Origin of the sequence: Frateuria sp., from assembly GCF_035695185.1 — a bacterium.
Taxonomy (GTDB): Bacteria; Pseudomonadota; Gammaproteobacteria; order Xanthomonadales; family Rhodanobacteraceae; genus Frateuria_A.
In genome coordinates, this window is sequence record NZ_DASSES010000201.1 from 24,634 (window position 1) to 42,727 (window position 18,094).

The following is an 18,094-nucleotide window of genomic DNA, read 5'->3' on the forward strand; positions in this document are numbered from 1 at the left end:
CCGCCGCTGCTCCAGAGGCCGACGGCCAACCTACAAAAAAAAGACACCGGCACGAGGCCGGTGTCCTTGCATCTCACGGCAATCGATCGGTCAGATCGCCAGATCCTTTTCCTTCTTGCCGGCCTTCAGCGCGTCGTTGAACCAGCGCGGACGCTTGCCGCGGCCGGACCACGTCTGTTCCGGATTGGCCGGATTGCGGTACTTCGGCGCCACGGTGCCGGTGCTGCGACGAGCCTTGCGGGTGCCGCCGAAGATATCTTCCATGGCGTAGCCCTCGGCCTTGACCATGGCATGGATTTTCTCGCGCAGCTTGGCGACCTTCTCCTTGCGCAGCTCGTTCTGGCGCGCCTGCGCCTTGGTGATCAGTTCATTGAGCTGGTTGTGATTGAGGTTCTTGATGTCGACTGCCATGCGTGGGCTCCGGATAAGTCTTCGATTATGTGTTTTTGCCTCTCGTCATGAGAGCGGTGCTTCCTGTCGGAGGCATTCTCGCCCAATGGCGGTGGCAATTGCAAAACGCTGATTATCCCGGGGCGGAATAATGCGGTACAGCGCAAAAAATCGCCCGGCCGATTGCCGAACTGGGCTGCACAGTAATTAGCCGTGCAGTGGCAATGGCCTGTTACTTTCACGCCAGCAGCGTGAACAATTCGTCCTCGCTAATGGCGCGGTTTTCAGTTTCGCCACGACGGCGGTATTCCAGCGTGCCGGCGGCGAGGCCCCGTTCGCTTACCACGACGCGGTGCGGAATGCCGATCAATTCGAGGTCCGCAAACATCTGGCCGGGGCGCAGGCCGCGGTCGTCCAGCACCGTTTCGATGCCGCGCTCCTCCAGTTTGCGGTAAAGGCCTTCGGCGGCCTCGCGCACGCCCGGCAGGCCTTTGGGGTTGATGATGCAGACGGCCACGCGCCAGGGGGCCATGGCTTCGGGCCAGATAATCCCGGCCTCATCGTGCGATTGCTCGATCGCGGCTGCCACGATCCGGCTGACACCGATGCCGTAGCAACCCATCGTCATTACCTGGGCCTTGCCCTGGTCGTCCAGCACCGTGGCACCAAGCGCCTGGGCGTATTTCTGGCCAAGCTGGAAAATGTGGCCGACCTCGATGCCACGCGCCAGGTGCAGCGTGCCATGGCCGTCGGGCGATGGATCACCCTCGACCACCTGGCGGATGTCCTCCACGCGGGTAATCCGCGCGTCGCGATCCCAGTTCGCGCCGGTGTAATGGGTACCATCGGCATTACCGCCGCAGACGAAATCGGCCAGCACGGCGGCGCTACGGTCGACGATCACCGGAATGGCATCCGGCAGACCGACCGGGCCGATGAAGCCCGGGCGCGTACCGGTCGCCGCCAGGATCTCTTCCTCGGAGGCAAGCACCGGCTCGTCGGTCAGCTCGGGCAGCTTGCCTGCCTTGATCTCATTGAGGTCGTGGTCACCGCGCAGGCAAACCGCGACCAGCCCGTCGCGGCCGCGCAGCAGCAGGGTCTTGATGCATTGCTGCGGCGAAACACCGAGCAATGCGCTGACGTCGGCGATCGTTTTCTGCGTGGGGGTATCCACGCGCTCGAGTGGCGCATGCGGCGCGGGTCGCCCGCCGGACGGCGCGAGGGCCTCGGCCTTCTCGATATTGGCCGCGTAATCGGAGCCGTCGGAAAAGGCGATCGCATCCTCACCGGAATCGGCCAGCACCTGGAATTCATGGCTGGCGTTGCCGCCGATCGCCCCGGTGTCGGCTTGCACCGCGCGGAACTTCAGGCCCAACCGCTCGAATACGCGCGAGTAAGCCTGGTACATGGCGCCGTAGGTGTGGGACAGCGAATCGGGCGAAAGGTGGAAGGAATAGGCATCCTTCATCAGGAATTCGCGGGCGCGCATCACCCCGAACCGCGGGCGGATCTCGTCACGGAACTTGGTCTGGATCTGGTAGAAGTTGACCGGCAGCTGCTTGTAGCTCTTCAGCTCGTTGCGCGCGAAGTCGGTAATGACTTCCTCGTGGGTCGGCCCGAAGCAGAACTCCTGGTCCTTGCGGTCCTTGATCTTCAGCAACTGGCCGCCGAATTTCTCCCAGCGGCCGGTTTCGTCCCACAGCTCCCGGGGCTGCACCGCGGGCATCAGCAATTCAATGGCGCCGGCGCGGTCCATTTCCTCGCGCACCACGTTCTCGACCTTGCGCAGCACGCGCAGGCCCAGCGGCGCCCAGGTGTACAGGCCCGAGGCCAGCTTGCGGATCATGCCGGCGCGGAGCATCAGCCGGTGGCTGGCGATTTCGGCGTCGGCGGGGACTTCCTTGACGGTGGCCAGGTGGAATTGGCTGAGGCGCATGGCGGGCAATCCGGGGACAAAGAGGCCGATTATACGTTGGCCACCGCCCGGCTTACGCGCGGCATGCGCCCGCGCGAGCGCCTACTGGCTGCAGAACTGCTGGTACTGCTTTTCGGCCACCGCGATCTGCTTGCTGCGCTGGGCATCGTCCAGGGCGACGGACTTGCCGTTCTGCTCCATGACCACTGCGCCGTGCCCCTTGAGCAGGTCGAGATTGGCCTTGAGCGAACTGCACAGCTTGGAGCGGTTTTCGGGGGTGTCGGCCACCGGCGCGCTGTCCGAACCGTCAGCCTCCGGGGCCGGCTCCGCGGCCTGCCCGGGGGGAGGCGCCACGGGCTGCGCGCTGCCGGTGGGCGTCACGCGCTTGTAGGGCGTGCCCTGCGGCGGCGGGATCTCGGAGTAGTGCACGGTCCCCTGCGAGTCGGTCCATTTGTACACCTGCGCGACAACCGCGGGCGCGAGCAGCAGCAACACGAGGGTGAGGGGAATGCGGCGCATGGGATTCTCCGGAGGGCGTGGGGCCCCGGCACTAGTTAACACTCCGCAGGATCGGACTCAAGCATACGGAGGCCGCCGACGGGCGATGGTTTACACTCTCGCGCATTCCGTCACGGATCGTTGCATGAGCGAGAACACGCCAGTCCGCACGCCCCGCCACCGGGGCATCTACCTGCTTCCGAACCTGTTCACCACGGCGGCGATGTTCGCCGGCTACTACGCGGTGGTCGCGAGCATCGGGCATCGCTTCACCGAAGCGGCGATCGCCGTGTTCGTGGCGGCGCTGCTGGACGGCATGGACGGGCGCGTGGCGCGGTTGACCGGAACGCAGAGCGAGTTCGGCGTGCAGTACGACTCGCTGTCGGACCTGGTCAGCTTCGGCCTGGCGCCTTCGCTGGTGATGTACAACTGGTCGCTGTCCTCGCTGCGCGACTACGGGCCGGTGTGGGGCAAGATCGGCTGGGCCGCGGCCTTCCTGTATGCCGCCTGCGGCGCCTTGCGCCTGGCCCGCTTCAACACCCAGGTCGGGGTGATCGACAAGCGCTACTTCCAGGGCCTGGCCAGCCCGGCAGCCGCCGCCGTGTGCATGTCCTTCGTGTGGACCATGGAAAAGTTCCAGGTGCCCGGTCCGAGCCTGTGCTTCCTCACGCTGGCCATGGCGGTGGTGGTGGGACTGCTGATGGTCAGCCGCTTCCGCTACTACAGCTTCAAGTCGCTGCCGATGGGCGAGCGCGACCGCGTACCGTTCCTGTGGGTGCTGGTGGCGGTGCTGATCCTGGTGCCGTTCCTGATCGATCCGCCGCGGGTGCTGTTCGTGGTGTTCACGCTGTATCTGCTGTCCGGCCCGGTGGTGACCCTGTGGGGCCGCGCCGCGCATCGCCGGCGGACCCGTCGCGCCCGCCCATGAGCGCAGCGCCGGCCAGCCGCGGTACCGTTTCCCGGCGCACGCGGGTGCTGCGCGTGCTGGGCGTGACACCGTGGGTCCGGCGGACGACGACGGCCTCGCCGGCCGAAGCGGCCGAAGCGGCCGAAGCGGTGGCCACACCGGTGCCCTCGCCGGCCTCCTGCCTGGTGGTGTTGCCGGAGGGGTGCGCCGCGCGTGAACTGGACCTGCTCGGCCGTGCGCTGGCCGCTTACGGTCCCGAGGTGGCGCGCGCCGGCCGCATCCTGGTCAAGGACGGCCGCCCCGTCACCGCCGTGCCGCCCGTACGTGCCTACCTGGTGTTCGGCCAGGCGCAGGCGCATGCGCTGGGCCGCGAGTTGCCCGCGGCGGTGATGAACCACGCGCAGATCGTGCTGGCGGACGCGCCGCACGAGGTGCTCGCCGGCGGTGCCGGCAAGCGCCGGCTGTGGACCGCGCTGCGCCAACTGCGGCGTGCGCTGGCGGAAAGCGTGTGATGGTTGCCGTGGCGCGCCCGCGCATCGAGATCCGTGCGATGCGGCGCGAGGATGTGGCTGCGGTCAGCGCGTTGGAGACCGCCTCCTACGAGTTCCCGTGGTCGTCCGGCATCTTCAGCGACTGCCTGAAGGCCGGGCACCCGTGCTGGGTGCTTTGCTGCGAAGGCGAGGTGGCCGGCTACGGCATTCTCTCGGTGGCCGCCGGCGAGGCACACGTGCTCAACCTGTGCATCGGGCCCGACTGGCGCGGCCGCGGCCTGGGCCGGCACCTGCTCGGCCGGCTGCTCGACGTGGCGCGTTGGAGCGGAGCCGAACGGGTGTTCCTGGAAGTCCGTCCATCCAACCCGGTGGCGCAGCAGCTCTATGCCTCGGTCGGGTTCAAGGAGATCGGCCGGCGCCCGCGCTATTACCCGGCCAAGGGTGGGCGCGAGGATGCGATCGTGATGGCGCTGGATCGCGAAGCGGCGCCTCGCTGAGGGTGGATTGCAGGAGGGCACCTGTGCGCGACCTGCTGGTGCCGGTCGCGCACAGGTGCCCTCCTACAGGTGATGCTCGCGATGATGCCGGGCTCAGCCCAGCTTGCGGGCCTGCTCGCGCAGGGCTTCCAGCTGCGTGCCCCAGTCGACGATACGCTGGCGCTCCTGCGCCACCACCTCGGCCGGTGCGTTGGCCACGAAGCTGGCGTTGCCCAGCTTGCCCTCGCACTTCTTGATCTCGCCTTCGATGCGGGCGATTTCCTTGGCCAGGCGCGCCTTCTCGGCGGTGAGATCGATCAGCCCGGCCAGCGGGATCAGCACGCGCAGGCTGCCGACCACCGCCGCGGCCGCGGCCGGCTCTTCGGCGCCGGGCTCGATCCACTGCGGCGTGTCGGTACGGGCGAGGAAGGCGATCTGCGGAGCGAACTTGGCGGTACGCGTGCGGTCGGCCGGTTCGCCACCGGCGAGCAGCAGCGGGATGGTCTTGCCGGGCGCGATGTTCATTTCCGAACGGATCCGGCGGACGCCCGAGAGCACGGCCTTGAACCACTCGATCTCGGCGCTCGCCGCTTCGTCGGCCGGCAATCCGGCGGCCTTCGGCCAGGGCCGCTCCATGATGCTCGAGGCCTGGATGCCCAGCCGCGGCGCCACCGCCTGCCAGATCTCCTCGGTGATGAACGGGATGACCGGATGCAGCGCGCGCAGCACGGTCTCCAGTACCACCAGCAAGGTGTGACGGGTGGAGGCGGCCGCTGCGGCATCGGCACCGTTGAGCGCGGGCTTGGAAAGCTCGAGGAACCAGTCGCAGTACTCGTTCCAGACGAACTCGTAGAGCGCCTGCGCCAGCAGGTCGAAGCGGTAGGTGGCGAAGTGCTCCTCGACCTCGGTCAAGGTCTGCTTGAGACGCGTGCGGATCCAGCGCTCCGCCTCGGTCGCCGGCGCGCCGGCCGGCGCCTCGATGGTGCCCTCGGGCAGGTTCATCAGCACGAACCGCGCCGCGTTCCACAGCTTGTTGCAGAACGCCTTGTAGCCTTCGGCGCGCTTGATGTCGAAGTTGATCGTGCGGCTGTAGCTGGCCAGTGCGGCGAAGGTGAAGCGCAGCGCGTCGGTGCCGATCGAGGGGATGCCGGCGGGATAGTCCTTGCGGATGCGGTTCTCGACCTTCTCGCGCACCTGCGGGATCAGCAGCGAGCGGGTGGATTTCTCCACCAGCGGCTCCAGCGCGATGCCGTCGATCAGGTCCAGGGGGTCGAGCGTGTTGCCCTTGGACTTGGACATCTTCTGGCCTTCGGCGTCGCGCACGATGGCGTTGATGTAGACCTCGCGGAAGGGCACCTGCCGGGTGAAGTACAGGGTCGCCATGACCATGCGCGCGACCCAGAAGAAGATGATGTCGAAACCGGTGACCAGCACCGCGCTGGGAAGGAACAGCTTGTCCTGTTCCCAGTTGGCGACCACCTCGCCGCGCTCGTTCTTCACCGGCCCCTGCATCGGCCAGCCGAGCGTGGAGAACGGCCACAGCGCCGAGGAGAACCAGGTGTCGAGCACGTCCTCGTCCTGGCGCAGGGAGCCGACCGGCTCGGTGGTGGCATGGCGGCGCGCGTCCCGCTCGTCCTCGCCGACGAAGATGTTGCCCGCCTCGTCGTACCAGGCGGGGATGCGGTGGCCCCACCAGAGCTGGCGGCTGATGCACCAGTCCTGGATGTTTTCCAGCCACTGCGTGTAGGTGGTGGTCCAGTTCTCCGGCACGAAGCGGATGGCGCCCGAACGCACCGCCTCCAGCGCCGGCTCGGTGATTGCGGTGCGACCGCCCGGGCGGCCGTCGGCCAGCACCCCGGAGGTGAGGTCGACGAACCACTGGTCGGTCAGCATCGGCTCGATCACCGCGTCCGAGCGCTGGCTCACCGGCACCTGCAGCTTGTGCGGTTTGGTCTCGACCAGCAGGCCGGTGGCCTCCAGGTCGGCCAGCACGGCCTTGCGTGCCTCGTAGCGGTCCAGGCCGCGGTATTTCTCCGGGGCGTTGTCGTTGACCTTGGCGTCCAGCGTGAAGATGTTGATCGGCTCCAGCTTGTGGCGCTGGCCGATCGCGTAGTCGTTGAAGTCGTGCGCCGGGGTGATCTTCACGCAGCCGGTGCCGAACTCGCGATCGACGTAGTCGTCGGCGATCACCGGGATCTCGCGTCCGCTCAGCGGCAGGTGCAGCTTCGTGCCGATCAGGTGCGCGTAGCGCTCGTCCTCCGGGTGGACCGCCACCGCGACGTCGCCCAGCATGGTTTCCGGTCGCGTGGTGGCGACCACCACGGAGCCGGCGCCGTCGGCCGTCATGTAGCGGATCGACCACATGTGGCCTTCACGCTCGACGTTGTTGACCTCGAGGTCGGACACTGCCGTGCCCAGCGCGGGGTCCCAGTTCACCAGGCGGTTGCCGCGGTAGATCAGTCCTGCGCGGTACCACTCGACGAACACCTTGCGCACCGCGGCCGAGAGCCCCTCGTCCATGGTGAAGCGCTCGCGCGACCAGTCGGCGGCCACGCCCAGCCGGCGCATCTGGTTGGTGATGGTGGAGCCCGATTCTTCCTTCCACTGCCAGACCCGGTCGATGAAGGGCTCGCGCCCCAGGTCGTGGCGGCTCTTGCCTTCGGCAGCGAGCTGGTTTTCCACGATCTTCTGGGTGGCGATGCCCGCATGGTCGGTACCGACCTGCCACAGCGTGTTCATCCCGCGCATGCGCTGGTAGCGGATCAGCATGTCCATCACGGTCTGCTGGAACGCGTGGCCCATGTGCAGCGTGCCGGTGACGTTCGGCGGCGGCAGCAGAATGCAGTAGGGCTCGCCCCGGCCCGTGGGCCTGAAGGCCCCGCGCTGTTCCCAGTGGGCGTACCACTTCGATTCGATCTGGCCGGGCTCGAAACTCTTGTCCATCGGAGGCTCGCGATGCGCACCATGTGGCGCGCGCGTCATGAAAGGTGAGCCGGTGATTGTACGGGGCGCGGGTGATCGCCCCAAGCGCAGCCTTCCATCGGCCTGCCGTGCGCAGACAGCCGAAGGCCCCGGCTCGCGAGCCGGGGCCTTCGGATCGACCAGCTTGCAGGCGATTCAGGCCACGAAGGCGTCGGCCAGCGACGTCGCCTGCAGCGGCGGCACCGCCTGCTGGTGCTCGTGCTGCTCGACCTGCATGCGGGTCAGGCCCGTCACGACCAGCAGGAACAGGGCCGCGGCGGCCAGGTTGAGGCCCTGTCCGCAGAGCAGCAACAGTTGCTGGGTGTGGAGCCCCTCGAACGTGTGCTCGGGCCGCAGGTACTGGGTGACGAACCAGTACGACAGGTTGCCGGCGATCCAGAACACCCACCATGCGCGCAGCAGCGATGGCGTGCCGAGCTTCTGCCAGCGCGCCGGCGACTGCGAGGCCAGCCAGATTTGCGTCATCGCACGCAGTGGCCGCACGAGGTTCATGACCGGGACGGCGTACCAGCCGACCGCCCAGCCGGGCGGATCGTCCAGGCCCCGCGCGCCCAGCGCCCGCACGTTGCAGGCGACCCGGTGGATCCAGCAGCCGGCCCAGATGTAGCAGGCCAGCATGAGCACCAGTTGCAGGCGGAACAGGTTCAGCTGGAGCCAGCCGGCGCGATCGAGCTGGTTCTGGAGTTCCGCGGTGATCCCCCCGGCGATTCCCTGCTGGAGCAACTGCAGCCCGTAGGCCATGACGCCGAGTAGCGCAAGCGTGAGCAGGACAAACGCGGCGAGCGCGCCGCGCAGGCCGTTGCCCAGCGTCGTCGGTGGGCGGAAGTGGTATTGCCGTGCGGATGGCGCCGCGGTCTCGTTGTCGACCGAACCTGGCGTGCTGAAAGGATTGACTCGCGACATAACGGCACCCCCATGCCTTTTGCCGACCGGCCAGTCGCCGGCGGCCCCATCATGCGCCCGAGGTATGGACAGGGCAAGCGGGCCTGTGCTAAGCGGGTGTCGCGGGTTAGAGCAGCTCGATCCCGAACCGCCGCACGGCCAGCGCGAACAGGCCGAAGCACACCACCGTGATGGCGGCGCAGGCGAGCAGGGTGAACCAGAAGCCGAGCCGTGGCAGCAGGGCGGGAAAGGCCAGGAACATCGGCAGCGTCGGCAGCACGTACCAGAAGGTGTACCAGGCATGGTTGGCGATCTTCCGGGCCGACTGGTGCTCCAGGTAGAGCCAGATGAGCGCCAGCAGGGTCACCATCGGCAGCGCGCCGAGCAGGCCGCCCAGGCGGTCGCTGCGCTTGGCGGCTTCAGACACCAGAACCACGACGGCAGCGGTGACCAGGTACTTGGTGATCAGCCAGGCCACCGTCAGCCCTCCCGCAGGCGACGACCGTACGCGTGCACCTCGTCGACCAGGACCTTGACGTGGTCGGGCTCGACCTCCGGCGTGATGCCGTGGCCCAGGTTGAAGACGTGGCCCGGGTGGTTGCCATAGCTTTCCAGCACGGCACGCGCCTCGCGGCGGATGACCTCGGGACCGGCGCGCAGGATGGCCGGGTCGAGATTGCCCTGTAGCGCGACCTTGCCCGCGACGGCGCGGCGGGCGTCGGCGAGATCGATGGTCCAGTCAACGCCGAGGGCGGCGCAGCCGGTATCGGCCATCGCGGCCAGCTGCGAGTGCGCACCCTTGGAGAAGAGGATCACCGGCAGCTCGCGGGCGTGCGGGTCGGCCTTCAACGCGGCCACGATCTGGCTCATGTAGCGCAGCGAAAATTCGCGGAACGGCGAGGGACCGAGCAAGCCGCCCCAGGTGTCGAACACCATCAGCGCCTGCGCACCGGCGGCGGCCTGCGCCGCAAGGTAGCTGGCCACCGCGCGTGCCAGTGTGTCCAGCAGCTGGTGGGCGAGTTTCGGCTCGTTCCAGCACATCGCCTTGAGCGTGGCGAAATCGCGCGAGCCATGGCCCTCGACCATGTAGCAGGCAAGCGTCCACGGGCTGCCGGAAAAACCGATCAGCGGCACGCGGCCGGCAAGCTCCCTGCGGATCAACCGTACCGCATCCATCACGTAGCGCAGTTCACCGTCCATGTCCGGCACGGCCAGCCGCGCGATGTCGGTCGCATTGCGCACGGGACGCGCGAATTGCGGGCCCTCGCCCTGCGCGAACGAGAGGCCCAGGCCCATCGCGTCCGGAATGGTGAGGATGTCCGAGAACAGGATCGCCGCGTCGAGCTCGAAGCGCCCCAGCGGCTGCAGCGTCACTTCGCAGGCGAACTCGGGGTTCTGTGCCAGGCCCATGAAGCTGCCGGCCCGCTCGCGCGTGGCGCGGTACTCGGGCAGGTAGCGGCCGGCCTGGCGCATCACCCAGATCGGGGTGGTGTCGGTGGGTTCCCGGCGCAGCGCGCGCAGGAAGCGGTCGTTCTGGAGTGCGACGGTCATGTCAGCGTCCGTGCGGGCCATCCAGGCCCTGGGCAAACATCACGCGGAAGCCGCGCTTCAGCTGGGTGTCGCGCGCCTTCTCGAACGCCGCGATGGCCGCGTCGCGCTCGAGGAACTGTTCGCGCTTGAGCGTGGCCCTGCCGCCCTGGGTGCCGCTTTCGCGGTACAGGGTCCAGCCGCCCAGCAGATCCTGCTCGAGCACGATCTGCACATAGCGCGGCGCCTCGGCCGAGGCGGGCATGGTTTGCAGGTAGAGGCGCATGGTGTCCGTGATGGTGCGGCAGGGGGCCGCAAGCGCGACATTCTAGAAGGCCACGGCGATGCTGGCGAGCGTGCAGGTCGGCGCTGGCGGATATGCATGGCCCATCGGTTGCCGCCGCCGCGGCTTTGGTCTTGTCGCCACGGGGGCGACCGCACAGTCCGCGCAACTCCCGCCGCGTGCCTTGGCCCACCGCCTGCGCGGAACAATCCCGGGAGCTCAGAGTCCCCGCGTCGGGGCGGGCGAAGCCTCGGACACGGCCGCGTGCAGCACCGCGAGCACGGCCTCCGGGTCGACCCCGGCGACGATCTCCGCCCGCCCGATGCCGCGCCACAGGATCAGGCGAAGCGTGCCGGCCGTGTTCTTCTTGTCCAGGCGCATCAGCCCGAGCAGTTGCTCCGCATCGGAACCCGCGGGCACCCCGGCCGGCAGGCCGAGGCGGGCGAGCAGTTGCTGCAGGCGCGCGGTGTCGGCCGGACCGCCCATGCCCAGCCGCTCGGACAGGCGGGCTGCCAGCACCATGCCGATGGCGACCGCCTCGCCATGCAGCAATGCCGTGTAGTGGCCCGCCGTTTCGAGCGCGTGGCCGAAGGTATGGCCGAGGTTGAGCAGGGCGCGCTCACCCTGTTCGGTCTCGTCGCGCGCGACCACGCCGGCCTTGTATCGCACCTTGCGCGCAATCGCCTCGATCACGGTGGTGGTGTCGCGGGCCGCAAGGGCGTCGACGTGCGCCTCCAGCCAGGCGAAGAACCCCGCATCGCCGATCGCCGCGCCCTTGACCACCTCGGCCAGCCCCGCGCGGTATTCCCGGTCGGGCAGGCTTGCCAGGGTGTCGATGTCGGCCACCACCGCGCGCGGCTGGTGGAAGGCGCCGACCAGGTTCTTGCCGGCCGGCAGGTTTACGCCGGTCTTGCCGCCAACCGAGGAGTCGACCATCGCGAGCAATGTGGTCGGCATCTGGATGAAGTCGATGCCGCGCATCCAGCAGGCTGCCGCGAAGCCGGCGAGGTCGCCGACCACGCCGCCGCCCAGCGCGACCACGCAGGCATCGCGGGTCGCACCCAGGGTGGCGAGCGCCTCCAGCGCGCGGCCCACGTTGCCGAAGTTCTTGTGTGCCTCGCCGTCTTCGAGCAGGAAGCTCGACCAGTGCAACCCATCGAGGCCCCGCGCGACCCGATCGAGATAGAGCGGGGCCACGGTGGTGTTGCTGACCACCAGTGCGTGGCGTCCCCGAAGACGCGCGCGCCAGCGGCCAGCGTCGCCGAGCAGGCCACGACCGATCCACACCGGGTAGCGCCGGGCATCGAGCGCGACCTCGACCGTCTGGACGTCGGTCCCGCTCATGCGGCCCGCTGCCGTTGCCAGTGCCGGTCGAGCAGGGCCAGGCAGCGCTCGCTCGCGCTGGCCACGCCTTCGTGCTCGCCGGGCATGCGCAGGTCGGCGATCTCGCGGTAGAGCGGTGCGCGGACCTGCGCCATGGCCTCCAGCTTTCCGCGGCGATCCTCGCCCGCCAGCAGGGGACGCTTGCTGTCGCGCGCCAGGCGGTCGAGCTGCTGCTCCACGGTGGTGTCGAGCCAGAGCACGAAGCCGCGTTCGGCCAGGTGCCTGCGGTTGCCCGGGTCCAGTACGGCGCCGGCGCCGGTGGCCAGCAGCACGCCGGCGCGCGCACTGAGTTCATCGAGCAGCGCGCTCTCGCGCTGGCGGAAGCCCGCCTCGCCCTCGATCTCGAACACGCAACGCACGTCCACGCCGCAGTGGCGCTCGATCTCCTGGTCGAGATCCAGGAACGGCAGGCCATAATGCGCGGCGAGGCGTCGGCCGATCGACGTCTTGCCGGCACCGGTCGGGCCGATCACGAACAGGTTGCACGAGGGGTTCATGCGCGCATGCTAGCAACCACGGGCGAACGCGTCTTGCTGGCCGGTTGCGGCGATGTCGGCCTGCGCGTGGCGCGGCGTCTGCGGGCCGCTGGGCACACGGTATTCGCCTTGCGCCGGTGCCCCCCGGCGGAGGGCGGCGACGGTCTCCACTGGCTCGCTGGCGATCTCACCGCGCCCGCTACGCTCGGGCCTCTACCCGAAGACATCACCCGACTGGTCTACCTGCCAGCCCCGGGCGCCCGCGAGCGGGCGGTGTACGAGGCGGTGTTCCTGGACGGCCTGCGCGGCTTGCTCGAGCGGTTGAACCGGAGCCGGCTGGCGCGCGTCCTGTTCGTCTCGTCCAGCGCGGTCTACGGGGACCAGGATGGGGGGTGGGTGGACGAGGACACGCCACCCGCGCCGCCCGGCTTCAACGGCGCCGTCCTGCTCGAAGCCGAGCGCTGGCTGGCCACCCAGGACGTGCCCTCGACGGCGTTGCGCCTGGCCGGCCTGTACGGACCGGGCCGGTTGCAGCTGATCGAGCGCTTGCGCGCAGGGAGGGTGGCCGTGCCCCGTGAGCGGCCGCACTGGGCGAACCGGATCCACGTCGAGGACGCCGCCGGGGCGATTGCCCATCTTTCGTTTCTGTCCGGTGCACGGCCGCTCTATCTGGGCGTGGACGACACGCCGCTGCCGCTGCATGTGCTGTACGACCGCCTGGCGTCGCTCGCTGGCGCGCCCCTGCCGGCCGAGGGTGCGCCCCCCACGGGCGTGGGCAGCAAACGGCTCAGCAATGCGCGGTTGCGGGCGAGCGGTTGGAGCCCGCTCTGGCCGGATGCGCGTTCGGGCTATGCCGCCTTGCTGGGTAGGGAGCCCTAGCAGGCGTCTTCGGGAATTCGCCGGAGCGGCTTCGATCAGGCGTGCGCCAGGCCGGTGACGTGGCGATCCTCGTCGTACTCGACCACGCTGTCGGCCAGGGCGGGCAGGGTGGCCAGCGCGTGCCGGCTCAGGCGTTCGAAATGCGCCAGGAAGCGCACCATCGCGTCGGCGTCCATGGCCAGCGGCGCCTTGCGTGCGAGCAGGAGCTGTTCCTGTTCGCCGCGCCAGCGCCGTACCACGTCCCAGCTTGGCGCCTGCAGCACGATCAGCGCATCGAGTTTGCGCCACAGCGGCTGGTAGGCGCGCAGCTGCTTGTTCACCCAGTGGCGCCAGCGGCAGTCCGGGTCCTCCTCGCGCTCGAGCGCGTTGACCGGCGGCTCCAGCGCCGCCTGCAGCTGCGGGCGCAGGCCCAGCGCCCAGCCCTCCAGGATGACCAGCCGGGGCGGGCGCGTGACCTTGGGCCAGCGCGAGGGCGGCACGCGGGTGTCGCGGCCCTTGTCGAAACGCGGCCAGGTCACCGGCAGCTTCTCCGACGCCTGCGGCAGCGCGGCCAGCACGGAGAGCAGCAGCTCGATCTCGTGCGTGCCCGGCACGCCGCGCGTGCGCAGCAACGGGTGCACCTCGCGCGCCAGCGTCTCGCGCTCGCTGCGTGGGTAGTAGAAGTCGTCCAGCGTGAGCACGTCGGTGGGCCAGCCACGGGATTCCGCCTCGGCTTTCATCACCCGCGCCAGCGTGCTTTTGCCGCTGCCCTGAAGGCCCGACAGGCCGAGGATGTAGGGGCGGCGTGAACGCGCGATGCGCCCGGCGTAGTGGTCGAGCAGGTGGCCGGCGAGGGCGACGTTCTGCGTGCTAGCATCGTTGGTCATCCGCGCATGATGGCGCGGCGCCGCCACGATGCAAGAGTCATGCTCAAACGCGAGATCCTGGACACCTTCCGCGGCCTGCTCGACGAGGCCACTGCCGGCGGCGACCCCGAACCCACTGCGATGAACCTGGCGACCGCCGACGCGGCCGGGCGGGTCAGCTCGCGCATCGTGCTGTTGAAGGGCGCCGACGAGCGCGGCTTCCGCTTCTTCACCAACTACGAAAGCGACAAGGGCGTGCAACTGGACGCACACCCGCAGGTCGCGCTGTGCTTCCACTGGAAGCACCTGCGCCAGGGCGTGCAGGTGCGCGTGGAGGGCGTGGCGCGCAAGCTGCTCGCGGAGGAGTCGGACGCGTATTTCGCCAGTCGCGCGCGCGGCAGCCAGATCGGCGCCTGGGCCTCGTTGCAGTCGCAGACGCTGCCGGACCGCGATACCTTCGAACAGCGCGTCGCGCGTTGCGAGAATGAATACGAAGGCCGCGACGTGCCGCGCCCGCCGCACTGGGGTGGTTTCGTGGTCGAGCCGGACATGGTGGAGTTCTGGTACGGCGCGCAATTCCGCCTGCACGAGCGCGTGCGCTGGAGCCGCCACGGCCAGACCTGGACCAGCCGGCTGCTGTACCCGTGAGCCACGCCCAGCCCGCGCCGCACGTCGCCCAGAGCGGCTTCGTCGTGCACACGCGCGGGCGCGGCTTCAGCGAGATCACTGCCAGGGTGGCCGAGGCGATCGCCGCCAGCCATGTGCAGACCGGCATCGCCAACGTCTTCACCCTGCACACCAGCTGCTCGCTATTGCTCTGCGAGAACGCCGACCCGACCGTGCGCGCGGACCTGGAGCGCTGGTTCGCGCGCGCTGTTCGCGATGGCGACTCCCTGTTCGAACACGATGCCGAAGGCCCGGACGACATGCCGGCGCACGTGCGCGCGATCCTCACCGGCGTGAGCCTCACCGTACCGGTCCACGGCGGCAAGCCGCAGCTGGGCACCTGGCAGGGCCTCTACCTGTGGGAGCATCGCCGCGAGCCGCATCAGCGCAAGGTTTCGGTGACCGTGCTGGGGCATTGATGGACGCGTTCCCGCAGCGCATCGTCTGCCTCACCGAGGAGCCGACCGAGGTGCTCTATGCGCTGGGCGAGGAGCACCGCATCGTCGGCATTTCCGGGTTCACCGTGCGCCCGCCCCGGGCGCGCAAGGAGAAGCCGAAGGTTTCGGCGTTCACCAGCGCGAAGATCGGCGAGATCCTGAAGCTGGAGCCGGACCTGGCGATCGGCTTTTCCGACATCCAGGCCGACATCGCACGCGAGCTGATCAAGGCCGGCGTGGAGGTGTGGATCAGCAACCATCGCAGCGTGGAGGGCATCCTGGCCTATATCCGCCGGTTGGGAGCGATGGTCGGCGCTTGTGAAAAGGCCGAGGCTTACGCGCAGCGCGCCGAGGCGCACATCGCCCGGGTGCGGGCCGACGCTGCGCGATTGCCGCGACGGCCCCGGGTCTATTTCGAGGAATGGGACGAGCCGATCATCACCGGCATCCGTTGGGTGGCCGAGCTGATCGGCATTGCCGGCGGCGACGACGCGTTCCCGGAGCTGGCACGCGAGCCGCTGGCGAAACAGCGCATCCTGGCCAATGGCGACGAGGTGGTGCGGCGGGCACCGGACATCATCCTGGGCTCGTGGTGCGGCAAGCGCTTCCGTCCGGAGAAGGTGGCCGCGCGGCCGGGCTGGGAGGCGATTCCGGCCGTGCGCGACGGCGAGCTGCACGAGGTCAAGTCGCCGATCATCCTGCAGCCGGGTCCGGCCGCACTGTTCGACGGGCTGGACGAGCTGCACCGGGTCATTGCGGCGTGGGCAAGCCGCTGCCTGTAGGAGCCCCGGACCGACCGGGCGCGACCGGTGGGGTGGGGGCGCTCCCGCAGGAGGGCGCGGCTAGAACCCGCGCGCCAACTGGTTGCCCCAGTCGAACAGCGGCGCGGCGATCAGGATGCGGGCGAGCAGCAGGCCGATCATCACCACCGCCGGCGAGAAATCGAGCATGCCCACGACCAGCTTGCCGCGCAGCGGGCGCAGCAGCGGATCGACGATCGCTTCGACCAGGCCCAGCACCGGATGGTACGGGCTGACCTGGAACATGCTCAGCAGCGACCAGCCGAACACCAGCACCAGGTAGAACAGCAGTACGAAGTCGAGCAGGTCGGCCAGCGCCAGCACCAGCAGGCCGGCCACGTGCGGGAGCGTGCCGACCAGTGCGAACAGGACCACGCGCTTGACCAGCATCACCAGGTAGCACGCCAGCAAAGCCGCCAGGTTGACCCGGCGCCAGTTGGGCAGCACGCGCCGGACCGGCGCCAGCACCGGATTGGTGTAGCGATAGACGAACTGGCTGACCGGGTTGCGGAAATCGGCCCGCCCCGCCTCGGCGAGCAAGCGGAGGACGAACAACGTGGCCAGCACGTCGAAGGCGATCTCCAGCAGCAGGGAAAACGCGTTGAGCAGATAGATCACGGGCGGGGCTCCTTGGCGTCCAGTTCGGCAGCCAGTTCGGCCCCGCGACGCGTGGCGGCGGCCACGGCATGGGCGGCGATGCGCGCCAGGCCATCGGCGGCGAAGCTTTCCAGGGCGGCCTGGGTGGTGCCGTTGGGGGAGGTCACGCGGCGACGCAGTTCGCCCGGGGCCTCGCCGCTCTCGACCAGCATGCGGCCGGCGCCCAGGCAGGTCTGCGCGGCCAGGGCGCGGGCGGTCTCGCGCGGCAGGCCCTGGGCGGTCGCGGCGTCCTCCAGTGCCTCGACCAGCGCGAAGAAATAGGCCGGACCCGAACCGGACAATCCGGTCACGGTATCCATCAACGCCTCGTTCTCGATCCAGCGGGTCAGGCCCACCGCATCCAGGATGTGCTGCGCCTGCGCCTTCTGCGGCGGACTGACCCGGGCGTTGGCGCACAGGCCGGTGGCGCCGGCGCCGATCAGGGCCGGCGTGTTGGGCATGCAGCGCACGATGGCCAGGTGCGCGCCGAACCACCGTTCCAGCTGGTCCAGCCGCACGCCGGCGGCGATCGAGATCAGGAGCGGGCGCTGGCGCTGCAGAACGTCGCGCAGCTCGGCCTGGAGCGCCGGCATGATTTGCGGCTTGACCGCCAGCAGCAGGATCTCCGCGCCTTCGGCGGCCAGCCGGTTTTCGGCGAAGGTGGTCACGCCGAACTCGCGGGCGAGCGCCTCACGGGCCTGCGCCTGCGGCTCGGCCACGCGGATGGATGACGCCGCGGCGCCCGTCTTGAGCAGGCCACCGATCAGGCTGCGCGCCATGTTGCCGCCGCCGATGAAGGCAAGTCGTGTCATGCCGGTCCTTTGGATGTTGCAGGGGCCCGATACCTTAACCGAAGCGCCGGAGCGGGGCGTCAGCGGGGCCCCGCACCCGCAGGAGCGCCCCTGCGCGCGACCCTGCTGCCTCCCTCTTGCGCGCAGGTGCGCTCCTAGGGGGAGCCCGGGCGGGAAGCGGTCGCAGTTTCAGCGGCCGGAGGCGCCAACCCACTGGCCGCAAAGCCATTCGCACGGGTAGTATCGGTTCGCTGCCAAGGGGGATGTCGATGGCCGGCTCGAAGGCGATGGGCGTGCGCGATGGCGCGATGCCCGGGCGGTTCCCTGTGCAGTGCCGCTTTTCCACCCAGACGAACGTTGTTAAGGGGAACGCCCGATGGACATCGCCGAACTGTTGGCCTTTTCGGTCAAGAACAAGGCCTCGGACCTGCATCTTTCGGCCGGCCTGCCGCCGATGATCCGCGTGGACGGCGACGTGCGTCGCATCAACATCCCCCCGCTGGAACACAAGCAGGTCCATTCGCTGATCTACGACATCATGTCGGACAAGCAGCGGCGCGACTACGAGGAGTTCTTCGAAACCGACTTCTCGTTCGAGATCCCGGGCCTGGCGCGCTTCCGCGTCAACGCGTTCAACCAGAACCGCGGCGCCGGCGCGGTGTTCCGTACGATTCCTTCCGAAGTGCTGACGCTGGAAGACCTGGGCGCGCCGCGCATCTTCCGCGAGCTGATCGAGCAGCCGCAGGGCCTGATCCTGGTCACCGGCCCGACCGGCTCGGGCAAGTCGACCACGCTGGCGGCGATGGTCGACCACATCAACAAGAACGAAT

General features: G+C 69.1%; 21 protein-coding genes. 8 read left to right on the forward strand and 13 right to left on the reverse strand.

Annotation, left to right across the window (positions count from 1 at the left end; all coding sequences use genetic code 11):
• Nucleotides 1-90 precede the first annotated feature (90 nt).
• From VFH59_RS16150 to VFH59_RS16160, 3 genes are all read right to left on the reverse strand, one after another.
• A complete protein-coding gene (locus VFH59_RS16150; protein WP_325165933.1) occupies nucleotides 91-411 on the reverse strand; it encodes an H-NS histone family protein in 321 nt (106 codons plus the stop codon).
• A 217-nt stretch (nucleotides 412-628) separates the two neighbouring features.
• Nucleotides 629-2,326 carry a proline--tRNA ligase gene (locus VFH59_RS16155; RefSeq protein WP_325165934.1) on the reverse strand — a complete coding sequence of 566 codons (1,698 nt, stop codon included), beginning with the start codon at nucleotides 2,324-2,326 and terminating at the stop codon, nucleotides 629-631.
• An 81-nt stretch (nucleotides 2,327-2,407) separates the two neighbouring features.
• Nucleotides 2,408-2,824, reverse strand: a complete 417-nt coding sequence (locus VFH59_RS16160; protein ID WP_325165935.1) for a DUF4124 domain-containing protein — start codon at nucleotides 2,822-2,824, stop codon at nucleotides 2,408-2,410.
• Between the two features lie 124 nt (nucleotides 2,825-2,948).
• Between VFH59_RS16160 and pssA the strand changes: the two genes are divergently transcribed.
• From pssA to rimI, 3 genes are read left to right on the forward strand one after another with little or no spacing between them, the layout of a single operon-like run.
• Nucleotides 2,949-3,731 (forward strand): CDP-diacylglycerol--serine O-phosphatidyltransferase, encoded by a 783-nt coding sequence (gene pssA, locus VFH59_RS16165; RefSeq protein WP_325165936.1) that lies wholly within the window; start codon nucleotides 2,949-2,951, stop codon nucleotides 3,729-3,731.
• Entirely contained in the window at nucleotides 3,728-4,222 is a 495-nt protein-coding gene (locus VFH59_RS16170) for a hypothetical protein (protein WP_325165937.1), read from the forward strand. Before pssA ends, VFH59_RS16170 begins: the two co-directional genes overlap by 4 nt.
• Entirely contained in the window at nucleotides 4,222-4,698 is a 477-nt protein-coding gene (gene rimI, locus VFH59_RS16175) for a ribosomal protein S18-alanine N-acetyltransferase (protein ID WP_325165938.1), read from the forward strand. Before VFH59_RS16170 ends, rimI begins: the two co-directional genes overlap by 1 nt.
• Nucleotides 4,699-4,791: 93 nt before the next feature.
• On the opposite strand, the gene VFH59_RS16180 is transcribed toward rimI, so the two are convergent.
• The 7 genes from VFH59_RS16180 to VFH59_RS16210 all read right to left on the reverse strand — a co-directional run bounded on the left by VFH59_RS16180 (nucleotide 4,792) and on the right by VFH59_RS16210 (nucleotide 12,231).
• Complete coding sequence (locus VFH59_RS16180; RefSeq protein ID WP_325165939.1) at nucleotides 4,792-7,620, reverse strand: valine--tRNA ligase; 2,829 nt, start codon at nucleotides 7,618-7,620, stop codon at nucleotides 4,792-4,794.
• A gap of 174 nt (nucleotides 7,621-7,794) precedes the next feature.
• The gene (locus tag VFH59_RS16185) at nucleotides 7,795-8,562 is read right to left on the reverse strand and encodes a DUF4328 domain-containing protein (RefSeq protein ID WP_325165940.1); all 768 of its coding nucleotides are present in this window, start codon (nucleotides 8,560-8,562) and stop codon (nucleotides 7,795-7,797) included.
• Nucleotides 8,563-8,668: 106 nt separating this feature from the next.
• Complete coding sequence (locus tag VFH59_RS16190) at nucleotides 8,669-9,019, reverse strand: DUF3147 family protein (RefSeq protein ID WP_325165941.1); 351 nt, start codon at nucleotides 9,017-9,019, stop codon at nucleotides 8,669-8,671.
• Nucleotides 9,020-9,021: 2 nt separating this feature from the next.
• Nucleotides 9,022-10,092 carry a uroporphyrinogen decarboxylase gene (gene hemE, locus VFH59_RS16195; protein ID WP_325165942.1) on the reverse strand — a complete coding sequence of 357 codons (1,071 nt, stop codon included), beginning with the start codon at nucleotides 10,090-10,092 and terminating at the stop codon, nucleotides 9,022-9,024.
• 1 nt (nucleotide 10,093) lies between these two features.
• Nucleotides 10,094-10,354 carry a WGR domain-containing protein gene (locus tag VFH59_RS16200; RefSeq protein ID WP_325165943.1) on the reverse strand — a complete coding sequence of 87 codons (261 nt, stop codon included), beginning with the start codon at nucleotides 10,352-10,354 and terminating at the stop codon, nucleotides 10,094-10,096.
• Nucleotides 10,355-10,570: 216 nt separating this feature from the next.
• Nucleotides 10,571-11,695 (reverse strand): 3-dehydroquinate synthase, encoded by a 1,125-nt coding sequence (gene aroB / locus VFH59_RS16205; protein ID WP_325165944.1) that lies wholly within the window; start codon nucleotides 11,693-11,695, stop codon nucleotides 10,571-10,573.
• Nucleotides 11,692-12,231 carry a shikimate kinase gene (locus VFH59_RS16210; RefSeq protein ID WP_325165945.1) on the reverse strand — a complete coding sequence of 180 codons (540 nt, stop codon included), beginning with the start codon at nucleotides 12,229-12,231 and terminating at the stop codon, nucleotides 11,692-11,694. The genes aroB and VFH59_RS16210 overlap by 4 nt, the downstream gene beginning before the upstream one ends.
• A gap of 6 nt (nucleotides 12,232-12,237) precedes the next feature.
• On the opposite strand from VFH59_RS16210, the gene VFH59_RS16215 reads away from it, so the two are divergent.
• On the forward strand, nucleotides 12,238-13,089 hold the full coding sequence (locus tag VFH59_RS16215) for an SDR family oxidoreductase (protein WP_325165946.1): 852 nt from the start codon (nucleotides 12,238-12,240) through the stop codon (nucleotides 13,087-13,089).
• 35 nt (nucleotides 13,090-13,124) lie between these two features.
• Here the strand turns inward: VFH59_RS16215 and VFH59_RS16220 are convergent, their stop codons facing one another.
• Nucleotides 13,125-13,955 (reverse strand): kinase, encoded by an 831-nt coding sequence (locus VFH59_RS16220; protein ID WP_325165947.1) that lies wholly within the window; start codon nucleotides 13,953-13,955, stop codon nucleotides 13,125-13,127.
• Nucleotides 13,956-13,994: 39 nt separating this feature from the next.
• Here VFH59_RS16220 and pdxH point away from each other — a divergent pair, with 39 nt between their 5' ends.
• The 3 genes from pdxH to VFH59_RS16235 are packed head-to-tail and all read left to right on the forward strand — an operon-like array spanning nucleotide 13,995 to nucleotide 15,819.
• The gene (pdxH, locus tag VFH59_RS16225) at nucleotides 13,995-14,582 is read left to right on the forward strand and encodes a pyridoxamine 5'-phosphate oxidase (RefSeq protein WP_325165948.1); all 588 of its coding nucleotides are present in this window, start codon (nucleotides 13,995-13,997) and stop codon (nucleotides 14,580-14,582) included.
• Nucleotides 14,579-15,019 (forward strand): secondary thiamine-phosphate synthase enzyme YjbQ, encoded by a 441-nt coding sequence (locus VFH59_RS16230; RefSeq protein ID WP_325165949.1) that lies wholly within the window; start codon nucleotides 14,579-14,581, stop codon nucleotides 15,017-15,019. Before pdxH ends, VFH59_RS16230 begins: the two co-directional genes overlap by 4 nt.
• Nucleotides 15,019-15,819: a cobalamin-binding protein gene (locus VFH59_RS16235; protein ID WP_325165950.1), complete on the forward strand. Its 801-nt coding sequence runs from the start codon at nucleotides 15,019-15,021 to the stop codon at nucleotides 15,817-15,819. Before VFH59_RS16230 ends, VFH59_RS16235 begins: the two co-directional genes overlap by 1 nt.
• A gap of 60 nt (nucleotides 15,820-15,879) precedes the next feature.
• On the opposite strand, the gene VFH59_RS16240 is transcribed toward VFH59_RS16235, so the two are convergent.
• A complete protein-coding gene (locus VFH59_RS16240; protein WP_325165951.1) occupies nucleotides 15,880-16,455 on the reverse strand; it encodes a YggT family protein in 576 nt (191 codons plus the stop codon).
• Nucleotides 16,452-17,285 carry a pyrroline-5-carboxylate reductase gene (proC, locus tag VFH59_RS16245; protein ID WP_325165952.1) on the reverse strand — a complete coding sequence of 278 codons (834 nt, stop codon included), beginning with the start codon at nucleotides 17,283-17,285 and terminating at the stop codon, nucleotides 16,452-16,454. Before proC ends, VFH59_RS16240 begins: the two co-directional genes overlap by 4 nt.
• A gap of 355 nt (nucleotides 17,286-17,640) precedes the next feature.
• Between proC and VFH59_RS16250 the strand changes: the two genes are divergently transcribed.
• Nucleotides 17,641-18,094: type IV pilus twitching motility protein PilT (locus VFH59_RS16250; protein ID WP_325165953.1), on the forward strand; the 454-nt coding region annotated here is incomplete at its 3' end.

Bases quoted from the DNA above. Each gene is read 5' to 3' on its own strand.
- VFH59_RS16200 (WP_325165943.1), bottom strand. From the start codon at position 10,354: ATGCGCCTCTACCTGCAAACCATGCCCGCCTCGGCCGAGGCGCCGCGC.
- VFH59_RS16150 (WP_325165933.1), bottom strand. From the start codon at position 411: ATGGCAGTCGACATCAAGAACCTCAATCACAACCAGCTCAATGAACTG.
- proC (WP_325165952.1), bottom strand. From the start codon at position 17,285: ATGACACGACTTGCCTTCATCGGCGGCGGCAACATGGCGCGCAGCCTG.
- VFH59_RS16160 (WP_325165935.1), bottom strand. From the start codon at position 2,824: ATGCGCCGCATTCCCCTCACCCTCGTGTTGCTGCTGCTCGCGCCCGCG.
- VFH59_RS16185 (WP_325165940.1), bottom strand. From the start codon at position 8,562: ATGTCGCGAGTCAATCCTTTCAGCACGCCAGGTTCGGTCGACAACGAG.
- pssA (WP_325165936.1), top strand. From the start codon at position 2,949: ATGAGCGAGAACACGCCAGTCCGCACGCCCCGCCACCGGGGCATCTAC.
- aroB (WP_325165944.1), bottom strand. From the start codon at position 11,695: ATGAGCGGGACCGACGTCCAGACGGTCGAGGTCGCGCTCGATGCCCGG.
- VFH59_RS16155 (WP_325165934.1), bottom strand. From the start codon at position 2,326: ATGCGCCTCAGCCAATTCCACCTGGCCACCGTCAAGGAAGTCCCCGCC.
- rimI (WP_325165938.1), top strand. From the start codon at position 4,222: ATGGTTGCCGTGGCGCGCCCGCGCATCGAGATCCGTGCGATGCGGCGC.
- VFH59_RS16210 (WP_325165945.1), bottom strand. From the start codon at position 12,231: ATGAACCCCTCGTGCAACCTGTTCGTGATCGGCCCGACCGGTGCCGGC.
- VFH59_RS16220 (WP_325165947.1), bottom strand. From the start codon at position 13,955: ATGACCAACGATGCTAGCACGCAGAACGTCGCCCTCGCCGGCCACCTG.
- VFH59_RS16180 (WP_325165939.1), bottom strand. From the start codon at position 7,620: ATGGACAAGAGTTTCGAGCCCGGCCAGATCGAATCGAAGTGGTACGCC.
- hemE (WP_325165942.1), bottom strand. From the start codon at position 10,092: ATGACCGTCGCACTCCAGAACGACCGCTTCCTGCGCGCGCTGCGCCGG.
- VFH59_RS16215 (WP_325165946.1), top strand. From the start codon at position 12,238: ATGCTAGCAACCACGGGCGAACGCGTCTTGCTGGCCGGTTGCGGCGAT.
- pdxH (WP_325165948.1), top strand. From the start codon at position 13,995: ATGCTCAAACGCGAGATCCTGGACACCTTCCGCGGCCTGCTCGACGAG.
- VFH59_RS16235 (WP_325165950.1), top strand. From the start codon at position 15,019: ATGGACGCGTTCCCGCAGCGCATCGTCTGCCTCACCGAGGAGCCGACC.
- VFH59_RS16170 (WP_325165937.1), top strand. From the start codon at position 3,728: ATGAGCGCAGCGCCGGCCAGCCGCGGTACCGTTTCCCGGCGCACGCGG.